This is a genomic window from Pseudochrobactrum lubricantis, assembly GCF_041929865.1.
Classification (GTDB): Bacteria; Pseudomonadota; Alphaproteobacteria; order Rhizobiales; family Rhizobiaceae; genus Pseudochrobactrum; species Pseudochrobactrum saccharolyticum.
Window position 1 is genome coordinate 37584 of sequence record NZ_JBHEEE010000004.1, and the last position, 19608, is coordinate 57191.

At 53.4% G+C, this 19608-nt stretch carries 16 protein-coding genes, 1 tRNA gene and 1 riboswitch; of the genes, 11 read left to right on the plus strand and 6 right to left on the minus strand.

Going from position 1 to position 19608, the window contains the following annotated elements:
- Window positions 1–29: 29 nt before the first annotated feature.
- Window positions 30–1964, minus strand: a complete 1935-nt coding sequence (mutL, locus tag JNC80_RS09410; RefSeq protein ID WP_376710159.1) for a DNA mismatch repair endonuclease MutL — start codon at window positions 1962–1964, stop codon at window positions 30–32.
- A gap of 72 nt (window positions 1965–2036) precedes the next feature.
- Window positions 2037–2378, minus strand: a complete 342-nt coding sequence (locus JNC80_RS09415) for a protein tyrosine phosphatase family protein (protein WP_376710160.1) — start codon at window positions 2376–2378, stop codon at window positions 2037–2039.
- 289 nt (window positions 2379–2667) lie between these two features.
- Here JNC80_RS09415 and fdhD point away from each other — a divergent pair, with 289 nt between their 5' ends.
- Window positions 2668–3531 (plus strand): formate dehydrogenase accessory sulfurtransferase FdhD, encoded by an 864-nt coding sequence (gene fdhD, locus JNC80_RS09420; RefSeq protein ID WP_376710161.1) that lies wholly within the window; start codon window positions 2668–2670, stop codon window positions 3529–3531.
- A gap of 139 nt (window positions 3532–3670) precedes the next feature.
- On the opposite strand, the gene JNC80_RS09425 is transcribed toward fdhD, so the two are convergent.
- Window positions 3671–4141 carry a 6,7-dimethyl-8-ribityllumazine synthase gene (locus JNC80_RS09425; protein WP_022711224.1) on the minus strand — a complete coding sequence of 157 codons (471 nt, stop codon included), beginning with the start codon at window positions 4139–4141 and terminating at the stop codon, window positions 3671–3673.
- An 85-nt stretch (window positions 4142–4226) separates the two neighbouring features.
- A riboswitch (FMN riboswitch) is annotated at window positions 4227–4380 on the minus strand.
- A gap of 263 nt (window positions 4381–4643) precedes the next feature.
- Here JNC80_RS09425 and JNC80_RS09430 point away from each other — a divergent pair.
- A complete protein-coding gene (locus JNC80_RS09430) occupies window positions 4644–5093 on the plus strand; it encodes a GNAT family N-acetyltransferase (RefSeq protein WP_220159210.1) in 450 nt (149 codons plus the stop codon).
- A 637-nt stretch (window positions 5094–5730) separates the two neighbouring features.
- Window positions 5731–7131 carry a DHA2 family efflux MFS transporter permease subunit gene (locus JNC80_RS09435; RefSeq protein ID WP_376710162.1) on the plus strand — a complete coding sequence of 467 codons (1401 nt, stop codon included), beginning with the start codon at window positions 5731–5733 and terminating at the stop codon, window positions 7129–7131.
- A 71-nt stretch (window positions 7132–7202) separates the two neighbouring features.
- Here JNC80_RS09435 and JNC80_RS09440 read toward each other — a convergent pair whose 3' ends face one another.
- Complete coding sequence (locus tag JNC80_RS09440; protein WP_022711220.1) at window positions 7203–7961, minus strand: RlmE family RNA methyltransferase; 759 nt, start codon at window positions 7959–7961, stop codon at window positions 7203–7205.
- The gene (locus tag JNC80_RS09445) at window positions 7958–9637 is read right to left on the minus strand and encodes a Ppx/GppA phosphatase family protein (RefSeq protein ID WP_376710163.1); all 1680 of its coding nucleotides are present in this window, start codon (window positions 9635–9637) and stop codon (window positions 7958–7960) included. The genes JNC80_RS09440 and JNC80_RS09445 overlap by 4 nt, the downstream gene beginning before the upstream one ends.
- Window positions 9638–9896: 259 nt before the next feature.
- Between JNC80_RS09445 and JNC80_RS09450 the strand changes: the two genes are divergently transcribed.
- From JNC80_RS09450 to JNC80_RS09485, 8 genes are all read left to right on the plus strand, one after another.
- Window positions 9897–9970, plus strand: a tRNA-Gln gene (locus tag JNC80_RS09450).
- A gap of 357 nt (window positions 9971–10327) precedes the next feature.
- The gene (locus JNC80_RS09455; protein ID WP_376710164.1) at window positions 10328–11626 is read left to right on the plus strand and encodes an ROK family protein; all 1299 of its coding nucleotides are present in this window, start codon (window positions 10328–10330) and stop codon (window positions 11624–11626) included.
- Window positions 11623–12933 (plus strand): xylose isomerase, encoded by a 1311-nt coding sequence (gene xylA / locus JNC80_RS09460; protein WP_376710165.1) that lies wholly within the window; start codon window positions 11623–11625, stop codon window positions 12931–12933. Before JNC80_RS09455 ends, xylA begins: the two co-directional genes overlap by 4 nt.
- Before the next feature lie 58 nt (window positions 12934–12991).
- Entirely contained in the window at window positions 12992–14047 is a 1056-nt protein-coding gene (locus JNC80_RS09465; RefSeq protein ID WP_376710166.1) for a sugar phosphate isomerase/epimerase family protein, read from the plus strand.
- A gap of 12 nt (window positions 14048–14059) precedes the next feature.
- Window positions 14060–15214 (plus strand): Gfo/Idh/MocA family protein, encoded by a 1155-nt coding sequence (locus JNC80_RS09470; protein WP_376710167.1) that lies wholly within the window; start codon window positions 14060–14062, stop codon window positions 15212–15214.
- Window positions 15211–16749: a sugar ABC transporter ATP-binding protein gene (locus tag JNC80_RS09475; RefSeq protein WP_376710168.1), complete on the plus strand. Its 1539-nt coding sequence runs from the start codon at window positions 15211–15213 to the stop codon at window positions 16747–16749. Before JNC80_RS09470 ends, JNC80_RS09475 begins: the two co-directional genes overlap by 4 nt.
- Window positions 16746–17759 carry an ABC transporter permease gene (locus JNC80_RS09480; RefSeq protein ID WP_075654437.1) on the plus strand — a complete coding sequence of 338 codons (1014 nt, stop codon included), beginning with the start codon at window positions 16746–16748 and terminating at the stop codon, window positions 17757–17759. The genes JNC80_RS09475 and JNC80_RS09480 overlap by 4 nt, the downstream gene beginning before the upstream one ends.
- Before the next feature lie 103 nt (window positions 17760–17862).
- A complete protein-coding gene (locus JNC80_RS09485) occupies window positions 17863–18807 on the plus strand; it encodes a substrate-binding domain-containing protein (RefSeq protein ID WP_075654438.1) in 945 nt (314 codons plus the stop codon).
- Window positions 18808–18876: 69 nt separating this feature from the next.
- Here JNC80_RS09485 and JNC80_RS09490 read toward each other — a convergent pair whose 3' ends face one another.
- Window positions 18877–19416, minus strand: a complete 540-nt coding sequence (locus JNC80_RS09490) for an invasion associated locus B family protein (RefSeq protein WP_376710169.1) — start codon at window positions 19414–19416, stop codon at window positions 18877–18879.
- Window positions 19417–19608 lie beyond the last annotated feature (192 nt).

The following is a 19608-nucleotide window of genomic DNA, read 5'->3' on the forward strand; positions in this document are numbered from 1 at the left end:
TTCTTGTCTTCAGTGTGTTTGGGTAATCTTTACCTGCGTCCGAACAGACGTTCAATATCGCTGAGTTTTAATTCTATATAGGTCGGCCGCCCGTGATTACAGGTGCCTGAGCCCGGTGTGGCTTCCATCTGGCGCAACAACGCGTTCATTTCCTCGCCTTTCATGCGGCGGCCGGAGCGCACAGAGCCATGACAGGCCATCGTCGCCGCTACATGATTGAGCATATCTTTCAAACCGTTGGCGGTGTCATGTTCGGCAATTTCATCAGCCAGATCGCGGATCAGCTGCTGCACATCCATTTCGCCGAGCATGGCCGGAGTTTCACGCACAGCCACAGCACCGGGGCCGAACTGTTCCACACTCAGGCCAAAACGCTCCAGCGTCGGCGCGTGGGCGACAACACGTTCCGCATCTTCTTCCGGCAGGTCAACAATCTCAGGGATCAGCAGCATCTGCGCGGCCATTGGCTTGGATTCCAGCGCGGTTTTCAGCGCTTCATAAACCAGTCTTTCATGGGCGGCATGCTGGTCAACAATCACCAGACTGTCTTCGGTCTGGGCAACAATATAATTCGCATGGATTTGCGCCCGTGCGGCACCAAGCGGAGCACGCAATAACTCTGCCGGTGCTTCAATTTCTGCGGCACGGCTGTCAGCACTGGGCACCGCGAATTGTGAAATCGTAGCCTGTAAAGCCTCACCGAAACCTGCCTGCTCAAAGCGCGGTGCCGGTTGTGTATCGAGATGCAGCGGACGCTGTGCCGGATGTGCAGTCTGCGGTGACCATTCCTGTCGCGGCGGCTCTGGCCGGTAATTCGAAGCAGACTGCCAGTTACGGGCAGGGGATGCAGTGTATGAACCGGCTGACCGTTCCGGCACAGCAGAATTCTGTGTTTCGAATCCTTGCGCCTGAAAGGCTTTCAGCATGGCTTCCGCGCCGCTGGTTGCGGGGCGGATGCCCGATTGCGCCAAGGCGTGACGAATGGTGCCGACAATCAGTCCGCGCACCAGCCCGGGATCGCGGAAGCGCACATCAGCCTTGGCCGGATGCACATTGACATCGACATGGGACGGATCAAGCTGGAGAAACAACACGCCGACCGGATGGCGGTCACGGGCAATCACATCGGAATAAGCGCCGCGTAATGCGCCGAACACTTGCTTATCGCGTACCGGACGACCGTTAATATAGGCAAATTGATGCAAAGAATTGGCGCGGTTGAAAGAGGGAATAGCGGTAAAACCGGTGAGGCGCACGCCTTCACGCTCGCTGTCGAGTGCCAGTGCATTTTCAGAGAAATCAGCGCCAAGCACCTGTGAAATGCGCTCCAGCATGGTGGTTTCAGTGACCGTTTCACCTGCGCTGCATGTGGCAGGCAATTCCAGTGGGCTGCGGTCTGTACCGGCAATGGAAAAGCGGATTTGCGGGAAGGAAATCGCAATGCGCTTCACCACTTCCGTAATGGCGGTGGATTCGGCGCGATCGGTTTTCATAAATTTCAGGCGGGCAGGGGTCGCATAAAACAGATCGCTGACTTCAACAATCGTCCCGCGATTGATCGCCGTCGGGCGCGGGCCTTCCAGATGTCCGCCACGCACCACAACCTCATAGCCGGAATCGGCATCAGTTGTACGTGATTTAATGCTGAGGCGCGCAACGGAACCAATGGATGGCAGCGCTTCACCACGAAAGCCAAGGGCACGGATATCATGCACATCATCGGTCAGCTTGGAGGTACAGTGACGCGAGACAGCGAGTGTCAGCTCATCCGCCGGAATACCGCCGCCATTATCCGTCACACGGATCAGGTTCTTGCCACCGCCTGCGGTGACAATCTCAATACGTGTGGCACCGGCGTCAATCGCATTTTCGACCAGCTCTTTCACCACGCTGGCAGGGCGTTCAATCACCTCGCCGGCAGCAATCTGGTTGATAATGGTTTCGCTCAGGAGCCTGATAGACATAAAATGATCCGCTGCGTTTTGTAGAATTCAGATGATGTGCGGACCGTATCCGCACATCATCATTGAGTTTAATCAGCGCTGTTTCTGCTGCTGAACAATGCCGTAAAGATTGGTGCAGCGGGTGCCGGAACGGCAGTAAGCGAGCACAGGCTGCGGTGCATTTTCCAGAGCTACGGTCATCTCGTCCAGATTTTCCTGCGTGATCTGGCCACCGGCCACAGGGATGAAATAGGTTTGCAAACCGGCAGCTTTTGCTGCCTGCGCAACCGCATCATAGAGCGGCTGGCCGTCGGTTTCATGATCCGGACGATTGCAAATCAGGGTTTTGAAGCCTTGTGCCACAACACCGGCAATATCTTCCGGTGCCAGCTGGCCGGTGACAGCAAAATTTTCATCAATCAGACGAATGTCCATAAGTCAGAACCTCATTAAAGCATGTCGGCTCAAATGGAGTCATTTGAGCTCCCGCGAACATGCGACAATTACAAGAATCCAGAGCGAGTGCCGTGGCTGTGATCAAATACAACACGCTCTGGTGGATTTGTTTCAGAATATACCATCGTGATGTGCTTACCACCCCGAAAGCGCTTATTGCCTGTTGAAACTGCCGCGTCATGGCTGAAATTATCATCCGTTTAAGCGCTGGTATATGCTTCCAATAAAAGCATATAGTTATGGCGTCAGAGGGTTGAAAGGGAAAACTATGGATAAAACCTGCGGACTTGAGAGAGAAGGCGCGGATATTCCGCCTGCTACATCTGAGGTCAGTAATATTATCCACCGTCAGGGCGTGCTGAAAGCTTCGCAGCGGCAGGTTGCGGAAGAGCTTCCGGTGGCCTTTTCCTATGGCGGTACCACCCATGCGGTGATGATGGCCAGCCCGCAGGATATTGAGGATTTTGCTGTTGGTTTCAGCCTCTGCGAAGGCATTATTGCGCAGGCTTCTGAAATCGAGGCGATGGATATTCAGAACTTTCCCGCCGGTATTGATGTGCAGATGCAATTATCTGACCTGAAACGCGATGCACTGACTGCCCGCCGCCGCCATATGGCCGGGCCGGTTGGCTGTGGACTGTGCGGCATTGAATCGATTACTGAGGCCGTGCGGGAGTTCCCGCCGGTTGCTGACAGTGATTTCACATTGCGTTCTGAGCAGATTGTGCAGGCCGCAGAGCAAATGTGGGATTTGCAAATTTTGCATCGGGCGACCGGAGCCGTTCATGCGGCAGGTTTCTATCAGACGCATCAAAGTGGTGGCGAGATACTGGCCGTGCGCGAGGATGTCGGGCGGCATAATGCGCTGGACAAGCTGGCAGGCTTCTTGTTGCGCGGTGAGGGCAAGGCTGAAAATGCTGATCCGGCGCGTGGTGCTGTGGTTGTCACCAGTCGCGTTTCTCTGGAAATGGTGCAGAAAACAGCGGCGATCCGCTCACCGGTGATTATGGCAATTTCCGCGCCGACGGCTCTGGCAATCCGTACCGCAGAGGCGCTGAATATCACGCTGGTGGCACTGGTGCGCGGTGCGGAATTTGATGTTTATACGCATCCGCATCGTATTAAGGAGTAGAGCATTTCCAGCAAAAGTGGGAACCGTCTTCGCGGGGAAACCAGTTCACTGGACTGATTTCTTTTCCCGCTTCGATACGAAGGACAATGCGTAATAATCAAGAGAGACGGCCTGCATAAGCAAGCCGCCTCTATAATTATCAGGCTTCGATTTTGCTGTAAGTATTCAAAATCTGCACGGTTGCATGGGCGGCTTCACGGCCTTTGACTTTGAAATGTGCATGGAAGAAATCATGATGCTCTTTGCTGTCATGATAATGATGCGGGGTCAGCACAACGCTTAAGACAGGCACATCGGTGTCCATCTGTGCCTGCATCAGACCTTTGATGACGGCATCGGATACGAAATCATGGCGATAAATGCCGCCGTCAACCACAAAGCCCGCTGCAACAACAGCTGCATATTTGCCGGTGCCGGCCAGTGTGCGGGCTAGAAGCGGTGCTTCGAATACACCCGGCACGTCAAAGACTTCGGTTTCAATGCCGTTGTCAGTCAGTTTAGCCAGTTCTTCAATATAGGATTTGCGTGCTTCATCCACGATATCGGCGTGCCAGCGCGCCTGAATGAAAGCAACTTTGAGGGAAGATGGGTTGGTCAAGCTCTGGTTCATAGTTTCATCTCTTGATACTAGAATCAGGGCGCAAATTCACAAATCGACAGATCACACGCAGAAAGCGGGTGCTGTTTAACCGTGTCTTTGCTCTCTTTCATCCGGACTATACCGTCGGCTCCGGCATCGCACCGGATCTGCTGACTCTGAACAAATCGCTTTATTCAGACGCTCGCGGGCTCAAAGAGTTTCCTCTTCATACCGCCGGTGGGGAATCGCACCCCGCCCCGAGAACAACATCGCGCATTATTACGCGACGCATGTCTCATACAGACAGCTGGAGGGGAAGTCGAGTGGACAATGTGTTACTGTTTTACTTTACAATCTTGCTTCGCTTTTGTGCCGGTGATATGGAGGCGCAGTCCAATCAGGAGATTTATGCGCAGCAACTCATAGCAAGTGTTTCCCCGACAGCCTTTTCATAAATGGCTGAGGGTTGAGTTGCGCCTTTTGCAGCCCATAGCAGGGCGCGTATAATATCTTTCAATGGACTAAAATTATCATGATACAAATAAGAAATGAAATCCGCCCGATCCGCAATGAGGATACGGAAACTCTGGTCGCTATCTGGCTGGAGGCCTCGCAATTTGCCCATAGTTTTCTGGGGCAGGAGCGCCTGCAATTACAGTCTGAACAGGTGCGGGATATCTATCTGAAACAAGCTGAAAACTGGGTGATCCTCGAAAACGGACAACCGGCCGGATTTATCGGTCTGATGGATCAGTTTATCGGCGGCCTTTTCATCGATACCAAAATTCATGGCAAGGGTCTTGGCCGTCAATTGCTCGACCATGCATTGCAATTGAAGAAAACGCTGTCGCTGGAAGTTTATGCACTGAACACGCAGGCACATAGTTTCTATCTGCGTAACGGTTTTACTGAAACCGCGCGTGATCCGCAGGATGCGGAAGGCCTGCCTTTTGAAGTCATCCATATGAGTCGTGATCTGTAACTCTACAGATAATAAAAAAGGTCTGCCGGAACACTTCCGGCAGACCTCTTATGAAATCTGCAGCGCGGGAGTTCTCCCGCATAAACAGGTTAAGAGCATTCATTCGCTTATCAATACAGCGCCGCTATGCTCATCCGTCATGATGGTTATGGCAGGAAATCCAGCCCGATCACACTAATGGCAATGGCCGTATTCAGCGTGATGATCATCATGGTATAAAGTATTGCGCTTTTGGTGATCTCAGTCATCTCACACCTCTACGCATCGGCCCCTTATCGATGCTTTGCTCATTTCTGTTTACTCACCAAATGTAACAGCGTGTAACCGGTCACGCAACCCGAAAGCGCTTTTTTCTGCCGCTCCGGCGATGCCGGTCATGGTTTGAGCCTTGTTTTGCGGCCTTGGCAGACAAGAGGGAGCGGGTTCTTCAATCGTAACACGCTCATCACAATCCATTGTTTTTTAAGTCGAAATTAATCACGTTCGCACACGATTTGTTGCCCGCGTTAAATTTTGTGACACTATGTTTTTGCCCGTTAAAAAACTTTGCCGGTTCGGTCAATTCTGCGTGTAATCCGGTCTGGCTGGTTTATATAATGACCATGATGAAACATATCTGACATTCAGGATTCGTATTGTGAATCGCATTATTCCGCTGGTTCTGGCCGTCGCGCTCTTTATGGAGCAGATGGATTCGAATGTGATTTCGACCTCACTGGCGGCAATTGCAGCCGATATCGGCACCAGCCCCATTGCGCTGAAGCTGGCGCTCACATCCTATCTCGTATCTTTGGCGGTGTTTATTCCGGTCAGCGGCTGGATGGCCGACCGCTATGGCGCCCGCAATGTATTTCGGGCTGCTATTGCGGTTTTTGTGATCGGCTCTGTGGCCTGTGCAGCATCCAATTCTCTGATGAGCTTTGTGGTCGCGCGTTTTCTGCAGGGCATGGGCGGGGCGATGATGACGCCGGTCGGTCGTCTGGTCTTGTTGCGCTCTACACCGCGTAATCAGCTGGTGAATGCGATGGCATGGCTGGCAATCCCGAGCATGGTGGGGCCTCTGGTCGGGCCGCCGGTCGGCGGTTTCATCACAACCTATTTCAGCTGGCACTGGATTTTTCTGATTAATGTGCCGATTGGTTTGGCCGGTATCTGGTTTGCCACCAAATATCTGCCGGTGCTGGATGTGCCGCTGCCGCGCAAGCTGGATGTAACCGGTTTTATCCTGTCGGGGCTGGCAATGTCCGGTGTGGTCTTCGGGCTTTCTGTGGTCAGTCTTCCGGCGCTGCCGCCTGCGGTGGGCATTGTCACGCTTGGTGTCGGTCTACTGTCGACAGCTCTATATATCCGCCATGCAAAGCGGGTGGAAAATCCGCTGCTGGACTTGTCATTGTTTCAGAATGATGTGTTCCGTATTTCCGTTGTCGGCGGCAGCCTGTTCCGTTTAGGTATCGGTGCTATTCCGTTTCTGCTGCCGCTGATGTTGCAGCTCGGCTTCGGGCTTGATCCGTTTCAATCCGGTATGATCACTTTTGTTTCGGCAATCGGGGCATTGCTGATGAAATACGGGGCGACACGGGTTTTCTCCCGCTTTGGCTTCCGCCGGTTGCTGATGTTCGGCTCTCTCGCATCGGCATGTTTCATTATCCTGAACGGGTTTTTCACGCCGCAAACGCCTATGACGCTGATCCTGATCGCCTTGCTGTTTGGCGGCTTCCTGCGTTCAATGTTCTTCACCGGAGTGAATGCGCTGGGCTTTGCAGAAATTCCTGACGACAAAACCAGTCAGGCAACGCCGATTTCTGCGGTTGCCCAGCAGGTTTCCATCGCAATGGGTGTGGCGCTGGCCGGTGTGATACTGGAACTGAGCACAATCATTCGTGGTTCTGTGCTGCAATTGCAGGATTTTCATATCGCGTTTTATATTGTCGGCGCTATTTCCGCGCTGGCTTTCTTCTCTTTTGTTAAGCTGAAGCCGGAAGCAGGGCAGGAGCTTTATGAAAAGAAATTCGCGCCTAAAGTGAAAAAGATACATTGAGCATTTGGTACTTGAAGCAACAAAAAAGCGCGGCTCAGCCGCGCTTTTTTGTTGAATAGAATGAGGCGAATTTATTCTTCGCTGTCATCTTCCTTACGGCCTTTGAAATCACGGGCGAGCAGATAAAGCTCAACGGATTCCGCGCGCGATGCAGGCGGTTTAACGTGATGCACAGAGCGGAAATTCTGCTTCAGCATGGTCAGCAGGTCGTTCTCGGTACCGCCCTGAAAGGTCTTGGTCAGGAAGTGGCCACCCGGTTTCAGTACCGAAACGGCAAAATGCGCTGCGACTTCGCAAAGATGCGCGGTGCGCAAATGGTCGGTACGACGATGGCCGGTGGTTGGTGCTGCCATATCGGAAATCACCAGATCAGGTGAGTCACCCAATGCATTCATAATTGCATTCGGTGCTTCATCATCCAGAAAGTCCATTTTCAGGAGTGCAACACCCGGCAACGGATCAACGTCGAGATAATCAATGCCGACCACATGCGGCTGCTCATCATTGGAGCCGACGATCTTCGCCGCAATCTGGCTCCAGCCACCGGGGGCGGCGCCAAGATCGATAATCTTCTGGCCTTTTTTCAGAATATTATAGCGCTCGTTGATCTCAATCAGCTTATAGGCCGCGCGGGAGCGATAGCCGTCTGCCTTGGATTGCTGCACATAAGGGTCGTTGAGATGGCGTTCCAGCCAGCGGCGCGATGTTTCTTTGATCGTGCCGGCCTTTTTCTTGACGCGCACATGCATGCCGCGCGTGCCTGCGCCGCCACGACCACCGGTGGTGTTGCCGAATTTTGATTTGCCGGACTTGCTTCCAGAACCGCTCATATCGACTGTCTGCCCTTTAGCTGCGTGTCCCTGCCGGAACCGTTTTTCATATAAGTTTCTTTTGCCTGATGAGGGCGGCGGTGGCGCCATGCACCATCGCGGGACATCAATTCAGTAAGGATACCTTCACGCAAGCCGCGATCGGCAACCAGCAATCTTTCGCTCGGCCAGATCTGACGGATGGCATCGAGAATAGCACAACCGGCCAGCACCAGATCAGCACGGTCAGCGCCGATGCACGGATTGGCCACACGGGTTTTGAAATCCCATGACAACAGCTTGGCGGTCATGTCAGTCACATCCTGTGACCCCATCCACATGCCATCCACGCGGCGGCGGTCATAGCGCTCAAGCCCCAGATGAATGCCTGCCAGAGTGGTTACCGTACCGGAGGTGCCGAGCAGATGGAAATGCGTACTTTGAGCAAGCTCACCCAGCTTGTGGCGTTCGCTGAAATCATTCAGCATACCGGCAACATAGGCAACCATTTCCGCATAATTTTCAGGCGTAACATCGCGTCCGCCGAATTTCTCCGCCAGAGTGACAACACCAACGGGCAGGGAGGTCCATGCGGTAATGTGTTCTGCAAGGCGCGAAGAGCGGCGGCAGGTCACATCAATCAGAGCGATTTCCGAAGAGCCGCCACCGATGTCAAACAGCACAAGCGCATCGGTCTCGCGATTGACCAGTGTACCGCAGCCGGAAACCGCAAGGCTTGCTTCAGTCTGACGGTCCACAATTTCCAACTCAAGACCGGCTTCTTCGCGTACCCGCTCCAGAAAATCCGCACCATTGCTGGCCGAGCGGCAGGCTTCCGTCGCGATCAGGCGTCTGCGGCGGATATTCTTGCTTTCAAGCTTATCACGGCAGATTTTCAATGCTTCAATCGCACGGTTCATTGCCTGATCGCTCAGGCGGCCGCTGGTGCCGAAGCCTTCACCAAGACGCACAATACGCGAGAAGGAATCGACAACGCGAAATTGTCCGGGTCTGCTCGGCGTTGCAATCAGCAGACGGCAATTATTGGTACCAAGATCAAGCGCTGCATAAAGTGGCGGCTCATAGGCGCGCGGCTGCGCAGCCTGCGGCGCGCGGTTTTCACCTGCATGGCCGGAATTATGCTCTGTTCTGGCCGCAATTGGTTTCGGGCTTTGGCGGTTCGGTGTATGGCCGTGCTTGGCGGTTTGCGCTTGTGAAGCGGACTGTGCAGACGGTGCCGCAGCTATATTATTGGCTGCGGCCGGATTGTCCTGCTTTTTACGACGTGAGCGTCTGCGGCGGTTCGAGAGTTTCTTCCCGTTTCTTTGGCCGTTTTTCTGCTCGCTTTTCGGTGCATGATTGCCGGAACCGTTTTCTGCACGTGCTGATTTGGCTGAAGATGACTTATCGCTGTTTGCAGAAACCCGTTCGGCGGCAAGGGAGGCCCCTTGTGCACCGGCTGACATCGTTTCCGAGCCATTATGCTTACCGGCTTTTCGCCGGCGCGCGCGTTTGCGCTGTTTTTTATCGAAGCGCCCCGATTCATCTGCCACGGGCTTTGGTGACGATGAGCCGACAGGAGAACGGCCTGACCGTTGCCCTGTATTCGGCGGTTCAGAGGAAGATGTTCTTCCTTCTTTGCCGCCAGACGCCCCGTTGATAGACACCTTTGGGGTGTGCAGATCGGGGTTCTTCAAAGTTTTTGTCCTTTTGGCACCGCGCGAACCCTTCAGGGACGCAGGCATGGTGCAGACTATTTCACGTTACCCTTAATGTAACAGTCCTTTGCCGATTTACCAAGGGGCGCAAATTGCTAAGAGAAAGGAGAATTTTGTGATCTGTGGAAAAATATATTGAAATCAGTGCAAAGAGGGTTTGCATTTGTGAAAATATCAATTATATGACCACCCACGGCGCCGCGAGCGTCACCGCTTCGCTCTCACAGAGCAGCGATGCTGGGGAATAGTTTAATGGTAGAACGACGGACTCTGACTCCGTTAGTCTTGGTTCGAATCCAGGTTCCCCAGCCAATCTTTTTCTCACTTTACAAAATACAGAGATTTATCCGCTTAAAGCGGTAATTCATTGTTTTGATACGGTATATTTCCGTGTCAGCGGTATTTTCTGAAGAAGAATCGAATTTTCCGAAAATTGTAATTTATCCGAATCGCACCAGCCGATGCGGCATGTGATTCTTTTATTTCCCTGTCATATGCCTTCGTTTTTTAATTATCCGGTCTGATTTTATTGCTGAGGCATAGAAATCTTATTTTTTTCGATACTCGAAAAATAGATGACAAGCAGAAAAATCCGTGCCAGTCTTATCCGCAGAGGAGACAGACGGAAACAGGTCGCTAAGAACCGTTCCGTTATAAGGGAGGTGTCGTGTGACGGGAGGCGTTTCACGATCTGAAGAGTTGCGCTGGCAAAACCGGCGACGGATTCTGCGATTGCTGCGGCAGTCCGGCAGCCTGTCACGCACGGATATCGCCGGCATGACCGGCATGAGCCACTCCACAATTTCCGCTATCAGTGCCATGTTGCTGGCAGAGCAGGTGCTCGTTGAAGTACCAGAAACAGAAGCCGCGAATAATGCTGAGGGCAAGCGTGGCCGTCCGCAGGTTTTGCTCGGGCTCAATCCGCAATGCGCATCTGTCGTTGCGGTCAATATCGCGCTGAATGTGATTGACGTAGACCTGTTCGATTATGCGGGGCAGAGAATTGCCTTTGAGCAATTGCAGCTTGATACGCTGACTATAGCACCGGATGCACTTCTTGCAGCCTTGGAGCGGCAGATCAGCGAATTACTCAACCGCTATCCTGTTCAGGCGAAAAATCTGCGCCATATCTCTGTGAGTGTGCAGGGCATGACTGATGCTGCCCATCAGATGCTGGTCTGGTCACCGACAATCGGTGCGGAAAATGTGACCATCGCAGATTTTCTGAAACAGGCTTTTGATGTTCCGGTGATGGTCTTCAACGACTGTCTGATGATCGCCGAAGCCTTGCGCTGGTCGCAGCCGGATATCTTCCACGGTGATTTCGCGGCGATCTTGTTTTCGTCCGGTATCGGCATGGGGCTGTATCTGAAAGGCGAACCGTTTTCCGGTGCGCGCTCGTCTGCTGCGGAATTCGGCCATGTGGTCTATATGCCGGATGGCGCTTTGTGCCGCTGTGGTCGCCACGGTTGTCTTGAGGCCTATGCCAGTGATTATGGCATCTGGCGCAAGGCGCATGGTGTTGATGAAAACAGTGCGCCCGTAGCGATGATTCCGGAGAGCGATTTTTATGCGCTGGCGCATGAGGCCAGAACGGCAGACGGCGTTGCACGGCAGGCTTTCCAGCAGGCAGGCAAGGCGCTTGGTTTTGCCTTGCGCAGCATTTTCTCGCTGATTGATCCGGTGCCGCTGGCTTTTGTCGGTCCCGGTGTGCACGCCTTTGATCTCATTGAGGATGAATTGCGCCAGACCATCAGCGGCGATCTTGCCGATGGACGGCAGGTCGGGCCGCGTAACGGCCTGCAATCGCCCAAAGATCTGACCATTCGTTGCTATCCGTCGGAACAGCCGCTGATCCTGCAAGGCTGTGCAATCACATCTTTGCTTCGCGTTGATGCGGAGACGGAAGTTCAGAAATCAAAATTGCTGGTGACAAATAATAATAACGCACAGAGGGTAACGGCATGAGCACAGGTTTCTTCGGATTGGATAAACCCATCCGCTATGAGGGTGAGAAAAGCACCAATCCGCTTGCCTATCGTTTCTACAATCCGGACGAGATTGTACTGGGCAAAAGACTGGAAGATCACCTGCGCTTTGCCATTGCCTATTGGCACAGTTTTGCATGGGTTGGCGGCGATCCGTTCGGCGGGCAGACATTTGAGCGCCCGTGGTTCGGCGACACGCTGGATCACGCGAAGCGCAAAGCTGATGTGGCTTTTGAATTGTTTACGCTGCTCGGTACACCTTATTATTGTTTCCATGATGCGGATATCCGCCCTGAGGGCAAAAATTTCGCGGAAACATCGGCCAATCTAGACCATATGGCCGATTATCTTCAGGAAAAGATGAACCAGACGGGCGTCAAACTGCTCTGGGGGACCGCCAATCTTTTCTCGCATCGCCGCTATATGGCCGGTGCTGCCACCAATCCTGATCCTGAAATTTTTGCCTATGCTGCCGCGACGGTTAAGCATTGCATGGATGTGACGCACCGCCTGAATGGTGAGAATTATGTGCTCTGGGGCGGGCGTGAAGGCTATGAAACCCTGCTGAATACCGATGCAGGGCGCGAGCTTGACCAGATGGGGCGCTTTCTCTCACTGGTGGTCGATTACAAGCACAAAATCGGTTTCAAAGGCACAATCCTTGTCGAGCCCAAGCCGCAGGAGCCGACCAAACACCAATATGATTTTGATGTTGCTACTGTTTACGGCTTTCTCAAGCGCTATGGTCTGGAAGGCGAAGTGAAGGTCAATATCGAGCAGGGGCATGCGATTCTTGCCGGTCATTCATTCGAGCATGAACTGGCAATGGCCAATGCGCTGGGCATTTTCGGCTCCATTGATATGAACCGCAATGATGACCAGTCCGGCTGGGATACAGATCAGTTTCCGAACAATGTGCCGGAAATGGCGCTGGCTTATTATCAGGTTCTGCAAAGCGGCGGCTTTACCACCGGCGGCACAAATTTTGATGCCAAACTGCGTCGTCAGTCGCTCGATCCGCAGGATCTGCTGATTGCGCATATCGGCGCGATGGATTGCTGTGCACGCGGGCTTAAAGCCGCTGCGAAAATGATTGAGGACAAAGCTTTGTCCGCTCCGCTTGATGCGCGTTATGCCGGATGGCAGCAGCCGCAGGCGCAGGCCATGTTGCAGGGCAAACAATCACTGGAAGACATTGCTGCCTATGTGCGTGACAGCGGAATTGAGCCGCAGCCGGTTTCCGGTCGTCAGGAATATCTGGAGAATATCGTGAATTGTTACGTTTAGTTGCCCTTCTGGCAACGGCGAACATCAGAAACGATACAGAAAATTCGGGAGTGGGATGATGAAAACGATTAAAGGACCGGCGATATTTCTGGCGCAGTTTGCGGGAGATGCGGCACCGTTTAACTCCTTTGAGAATATCTGCAAATGGGCAGCCTCGCTGGGCTATAAGGGCGTGCAGATTCCGACATGGGATAAGCGTTTGTTCGATCTGAAAAAAGCATCGGACTCGCAAACCTATTGCGATGAAATCAAAGGCATTGCCGCTGATAATGGTTTGGAGATCACCGAGCTTTCAACGCATTTGCAGGGACAGCTTGTTGCGGTGCATCCGGCCTATGATGCAGCCTTTGACGGCTTTGCCGATGAGGATGTTCGTGGCAATCCGCAGGCACGGCAGAAATGGGCGGAAGATCAGGTGCGCCGTGCGTTGCGAGCCTCAAAACATCTTGGTCTGAATGCGATGGCATCCTTCTCCGGTGCGCTGGCATGGCCCTATGTCTATCCGTGGCCGCAGCGCCCTGCCGGTCTTGTCGAGACAGCTTTTGATGAACTGGCGCAACGCTGGACACCGCTGCTCAATTATGCCGATGAAAACGGTGTGGATGTTTGCTACGAATTACATCCAGGGGAAGACCTGCATGACGGTATTTCCTATGAGATGTTCTTGGATCGGGTGAAAAATCATGCCCGCGCCAATATCCTGTATGATCCGTCGCATTTCGTGCTGCAGCAGCTCGATTACCTTGATTTCATTGATATTTATCACGAACGCATCAAAGCGTTTCACGTCAAGGATGCGGAGTTTAATCCGACCGGACGACAGGGCGTTTATGGCGGCTTCCAGAGCTGGGTAAACCGCGCAGGCCGTTTCCGCTCATTGGGTGACGGGCAGGTCGATTTCGGCGGTATTTTCTCGAAACTGACAACGCATGACTTCGATAGCTGGGCTGTGCTTGAATGGGAATGCGCATTGAAGCATCCTGAAGACGGTGCACGCGAAGGTGCGGAATTTATCCGTCATCATATTATCCGCGTTACAGAGCGTGCTTTTGATGATTTTGCCGATGCGGGCACTGATGATGCGGCAAACCGTAAAATGCTCGGTCTGGGTTAAGAGGAGGTGGCTATGGGAAACGCAGCACATCGTATCAGACTTGGCATGGTCGGCGGCGGGCAGGGCGCTTTTATCGGCGCCGTGCATCGCATTGCAGCGCGGATTGACGATCAGTATGAACTGGTTGCCGGTGCGCTTTCATCCGATCCGGCACGCGCCGGTGCTTCTGCGCAAGAGCTGGGCATTGCACCTGAGCGTTCCTATGCATCTTTTGAAGAAATGGCGCTGGCGGAAAGCAAACGGCCGGATGGGATTGAGGCTGTGGCTATAGTCACGCCGAACCATCTGCATGGCGCTGCTGCCCGTGCTTTTCTGGCCGCAGGCATTCACGTGATTTGCGACAAGCCGCTGACAACTACAGTTGCTGAAGCCAAGCAACTGGTTGAAACTGTTCAGCAATCCGGCAAAATCTTTGTGCTGACCCATAATTACAGTGGCTATCCGATGATCCGGCAGGCGCGGGAAATGGTCGCCAATGGTGATCTGGGCGATATCCGTGTTGTGCAGGCCGAATATGCGCAGGATTGGCTGACCGAGCGCAGTGAGCTGAGCGGTAATAAACAGGCTGAATGGCGCACAGACCCGAAGCGCTCCGGCGCCGGTGGCGCAATCGGTGATATCGGCACCCATGCCTATCATCTGGCCGGATTTGTCAGCGGTCTTGAAGCCGAGGCTGTGCTGGCGCAGCTGACCAGTTTTGTTGAGGGGCGGGCGCTGGACGATGATGTGCAGATTATGCTGCGCTACAAAGGCGGCGCACGCGGCATGTTATGGGCAAGTCAGGTTGCCGTCGGCAATGAAAACGGGCTGAAACTGCGGGTCTATGGCAGCAAAGGCGGTCTGGAATGGTCGCAGTCTGATCCGAATTATCTGTGGTTCACGCGTTTCGGCGAGCCGAAGCAACTCATCACCCGTGGCGGTGCCGGAGCCGGTGCCTCAGCGGCACGAGTTACCCGTATTCCGGGCGGGCATCCGGAAGGTTATCTCGAAGGTTTTGCCACGATTTACACGGAAGCAGCACGCGCTATCCGCGCAGCGCGCAACGGTGAAAAACCGGATGCGGCGGTGTTGTATCCGACTGTTGAAGACGGGCTTGAAGGAATGCGCTTTATTGAAGCTTCTGTGGCTTCATCCAAAGCGGGCAATGTCTGGACAAATTTGCGATGACAGAACGAGACACGAGCAGCAAACCACCTTTTATGCGTGTTGAGGGACTGGCCAAAAGTTTTGGTCCGGTGGAAGTGCTGCGCGACATTACGCTGGATATCCGTGAGGGTGAAATCCATACGGTGATCGGCGAGAACGGTGCCGGTAAGTCAACACTGATGAAACTGCTTGCCGGGCATTTAAGTCCGAGCAAAGGCACAATCTTTATTGATGGGCAGCCGGTTGTGCTGTCAGGGCCGGTTGATGCGGAGCAACGCGGTATTGTGCTGGTGCATCAGGAAATTTTGCTGGCACCGGATATGACGGTTGCGCAGAATATTTTCCTCGGCCGCGAGCAGCGCAAAGGGCTGATGCTGAATGACCGTGCCATGAATGCGCAGGCCAGAACAGCAGTTGCGGATCTCGGTGCGGATATCGAGCCGACTATGCGTGTCGAGCAATTGTCGATTGCGCAGAGGCAGCTGGTACAGATTGCCCGTGCTTTGCTGGTGCCGCACAGACTGGTGATTTTTGATGAGCCAACTGCGTCGCTGACGCCGGTTGAAACTGAGGCTTTGCTCAAAGTCATCATGGCTATCCGTAATCGCGGTGCTGCGATTTTGTATATTTCGCACCGCTTGCCGGAGGTGAAAGCCATTGCCGATCGCGTGACAGTGCTGCGCGACGGGCAGATGATTACAACGCGCGAGGCTGAGGGGCTGGAACCGCTGGATATGGCGCAGCTGATGGTCGGGCGGGATATGTCCCAGCTTTATCCGGAACGTGTCATCCCGCAGGTCAGAACGCCGGTGCTGGAAGTCTTGGATTTTACCGTTCCGGGTTATGCGAGCAATTGTGGCTTTACGCTGCATAAAGGTGAAATACTCGGTTTTGCGGGGCTGATTGGCGCGGGGCGCACCGAGCTTTGCGAGGGCGTGGTGGGCTTGCGTCATGCGCATGGTACTGTGCGTGTCAACGGAACCGCACGGCGCTTTCATAATGCCCGTGAGAGCATGGATGCCGGACTTGTTTACCTGAGTGAAGACCGCAAGGGCAAAGGACTGTTGCTGGCACAAAACCTGCGCACCAATCTGACATTGGCCGCTTTAAGCCAGTTTTCAGGCTTGCAGATCAACCGCACTGCCGAGGCCGCAGCATTGGAAAAGGCAATCGGGGACTTTGATATCCGTACCCGTAATCCTGATCTTCTCGCCGGACAGCTTTCAGGCGGTAATCAGCAGAAATTGCTGCTGGCGAAGATGATGCTGCTTGAACCGGATATTGTGATTATTGATGAGCCGACACGCGGTATCGACATTGGCACCAAAGAGCAGATTTACCGCTTTATTGCCGAGCTGGCCGCACAGGGCAAAGCCGTAATCGTGATTTCTTCGGAAATGCCGGAACTGATCGGCCTGTGTCACGGCGCACTGGTGATGCGCAATGGCCGTATCGTTGCGGAACTCAGCGGAGACAAAATGACCGAGAATGAAATTGTTGTGCACGCTACCGGTGTTACATCTTCAGAGGCTGCAATTTTTGCAGAGGCGCTATGACAGAACAGGCTAAAACCACTCCGCAAAATACAACAGAACGCCGCTTCTGGCAGGATATGGATTTGCGTGCTGTTGCCCCTTTCGTGGCGCTGGCGGCTCTGCTGGTCTTTGGAACGCTGGTGAACTCCAATTTCATCGGTGTGGACAATCTGCTGAATATTGCAACCCGCAGCGCCTTCATCGCGATTATCGCTATCGGCGCGACCTTTGTGATTTCATCCGGCGGTCTCGATCTGTCTGTCGGCTCGATGTCTGCCTTTGTTGCAGCTGTTACGATCATGTTTATGAATTCCGGCATCATCACCGGCATTCTGCCGATGCTGCTGGTGGCTGCCTGTATTGCCATTGTTGTCGGCGCGCTTTGCGGACTGGCCAACGGCGTCACCACCACACTCGGACGTATCGAACCATTTATCGTTACACTCGGCACAATGGGGATATTCCGCGCACTCACCATTTATCTGGCTGAGGGCGGTTCCATTGCCATGAAATCGCAGGAGCTGCGGGCAGCCTATCGTCCGGTTTATTTCGGCAATATTCTGGGCGTTCCGGTGCCGATTGTTGCGATCATTGTCGTGGCACTGATTGCATCTTTCATTCTCTACCGCACAGCTTTTGGCCGCCATATTATCGCGGTTGGTTCCAATCAGGATGTGGCGCGTTATTCCGGCATTCCGGTCAACCGCGTGCGCACGATGGCTTTTGTCATTCAGGGTATCTGCGTTGCCATCGCTATTCTGATTTACATTCCGCGTCTGGGCGCAGCCACGCCGACCACAGGTCTGATGTGGGAATTGCAGGCAATTACTGCGGTGGTGATCGGCGGCACAGCCTTGCGCGGTGGTGTCGGGCGCATTTGGGGTACTGTTTGCGGTGCGCTCATTCTGGAGGTTGTCGGTAATATTATGGTTCTGTCTGATCTGGTCAGTGAATATCTGATCGGGGCGGTGCAGGGCGCGATTATCATTATTGCAATGCTGGTGCAGCGGTCATTGTCGCGGCGTCAGTAATTGCAGATGTTCTTGGCGGCGGGGCTGTGGCTCCGCTGTCGCAAAGCGGCGGAGGGGAGGCCGGACCGCCGTGTCGTCAGGCCAAATATCAGGGAGTGAGACCATGAAAAATATTCTGTTAGGTGCTGTTTGTGCTGCTGCCCTGTTCGGGACAGCGGCTCAGGCACAGGAAGAAAAGAAAGTCACGATTGCCGTGTCGATACCGGCGGCTGACCACGGCTGGACAGGCGGCGTTGTCTATCACGCAGAACGGGCTAAAGCGGTTCTGGAAAAGAGCCATCCGGGTCTGAAAATTGTCATCAAAACCTCACCGGACGGCGCTTCGCAGGCCAATGCTCTGGAAGATCTGACCACGCAGGGCATGGATGCGCTGGTAACACTGCCGCACAATTCTGATGAGCTGACCGATCCGATCCGTCAGGTGAAGGATAAGGGCATTTTCGTTACTGTTGTTGACCGCGCATTGTCTGACCAGTCCATTCAGGATCTTTATGTTGCCGGTAATAATGAAGAACTCGGCCGTGTTGCCGGTCAGTATCTGAAAGATACGCTTGGCAAAGGCGATGTCGTGGTTATCCGCGGCCTGCCGATTGTGATTGATGAAGAACGCCAAAAGGGTTTTGACGGCGCAGTGGCCGGCAGCGACATCAAGGTGCTGGATAAGCAGTTCGGCAACTGGTCGCGCGATGATGCCTTTAAAGTGATGCAGGATTATCTGGTCAAATATCCGAAGATCGATGCGGTCTGGACGCAGGATGACGACATGAGCGTTGGCGCTCTTGAAGCCATTCAGCAGGCCAAACGCACAGATATTAAAATGGTTGTCGGCGGTGCCGGCATGAAAGAAATGATCAAAAAGGTTGCCGACGGTGATGCTATGGTGCCGGTAGATGTGCTCTATCCGCCTGCGATGATCGCAACCGCAATGGAACTGACCGTTGCCAATTTCTACGATCAGGTGCCGGTACGCGGACGCTATATTCTGGATGCAACCCTTGTCACCAAGGACAATGCACAGGAATTCTACTTCCCTGATTCACCATACTGATCGGGTCTGTACCTAAAAGAAAAGCTCCGGTTCGCCGGAGCTTTTTTGTTTTGTACTCTGAGCGGATACTTATTTCAGCAATTCTCTGGTGCGTTTTATAGCGGAAGCAAAGCCATCCAGCGGGACTGCGAGTTTAAGGTCTTTCCCGTCCGCAGATTGTATGAGGACAGACAGGTTCTGCCCCTTACTTAAAGCATCTGTCTTCGCGGTATCAAAACTGGCGGGTACAATACAACCGGCTGGCAGGCAGGTTGAGAATGCAACAGCTTTGTCGGCAGTCGTTTCATCAATCTGCAAAACCGCTCCGGCGCTGAGATTGAGGCCAAATGGCAGAACAAAGGCGCCGGATGCACCGCTTTTATCGGGGCTGAGTTCAACGGCAAGAGCACGCTGTCTTTTATCATCAACCTGTTGCTGGGACATGGAACAGAGGACTTTCTGCGCGTCATCCTGTTTTTGTACAAGGCAGGAAACTGTCCAGTTGCCGTAAGTTTCGGAGAGCGATGATGCCCCGCCGGGTAATCCGGTGGCAGCGGATACGGATGCAATATGCAGTGCCAGAACGAGTGTGGTTCCGGTTATTATTCTGAGGATGTTTTTGTTACTCATCACTTGCGCTCCCCTGTTATATTGAATGACTGACGGATATTTCAGAAACCGGCAGAGATGAATTTCGCCGGTTCTGCAGAATTGAAAACAATCCGCACCATAGACAGTTTTGGCCGGTGAAATACTGACAATTATATATGTTTTACGGGGATAAAATCGGAGCATTCCGGCAATGCGGCAATATCGGGCTTT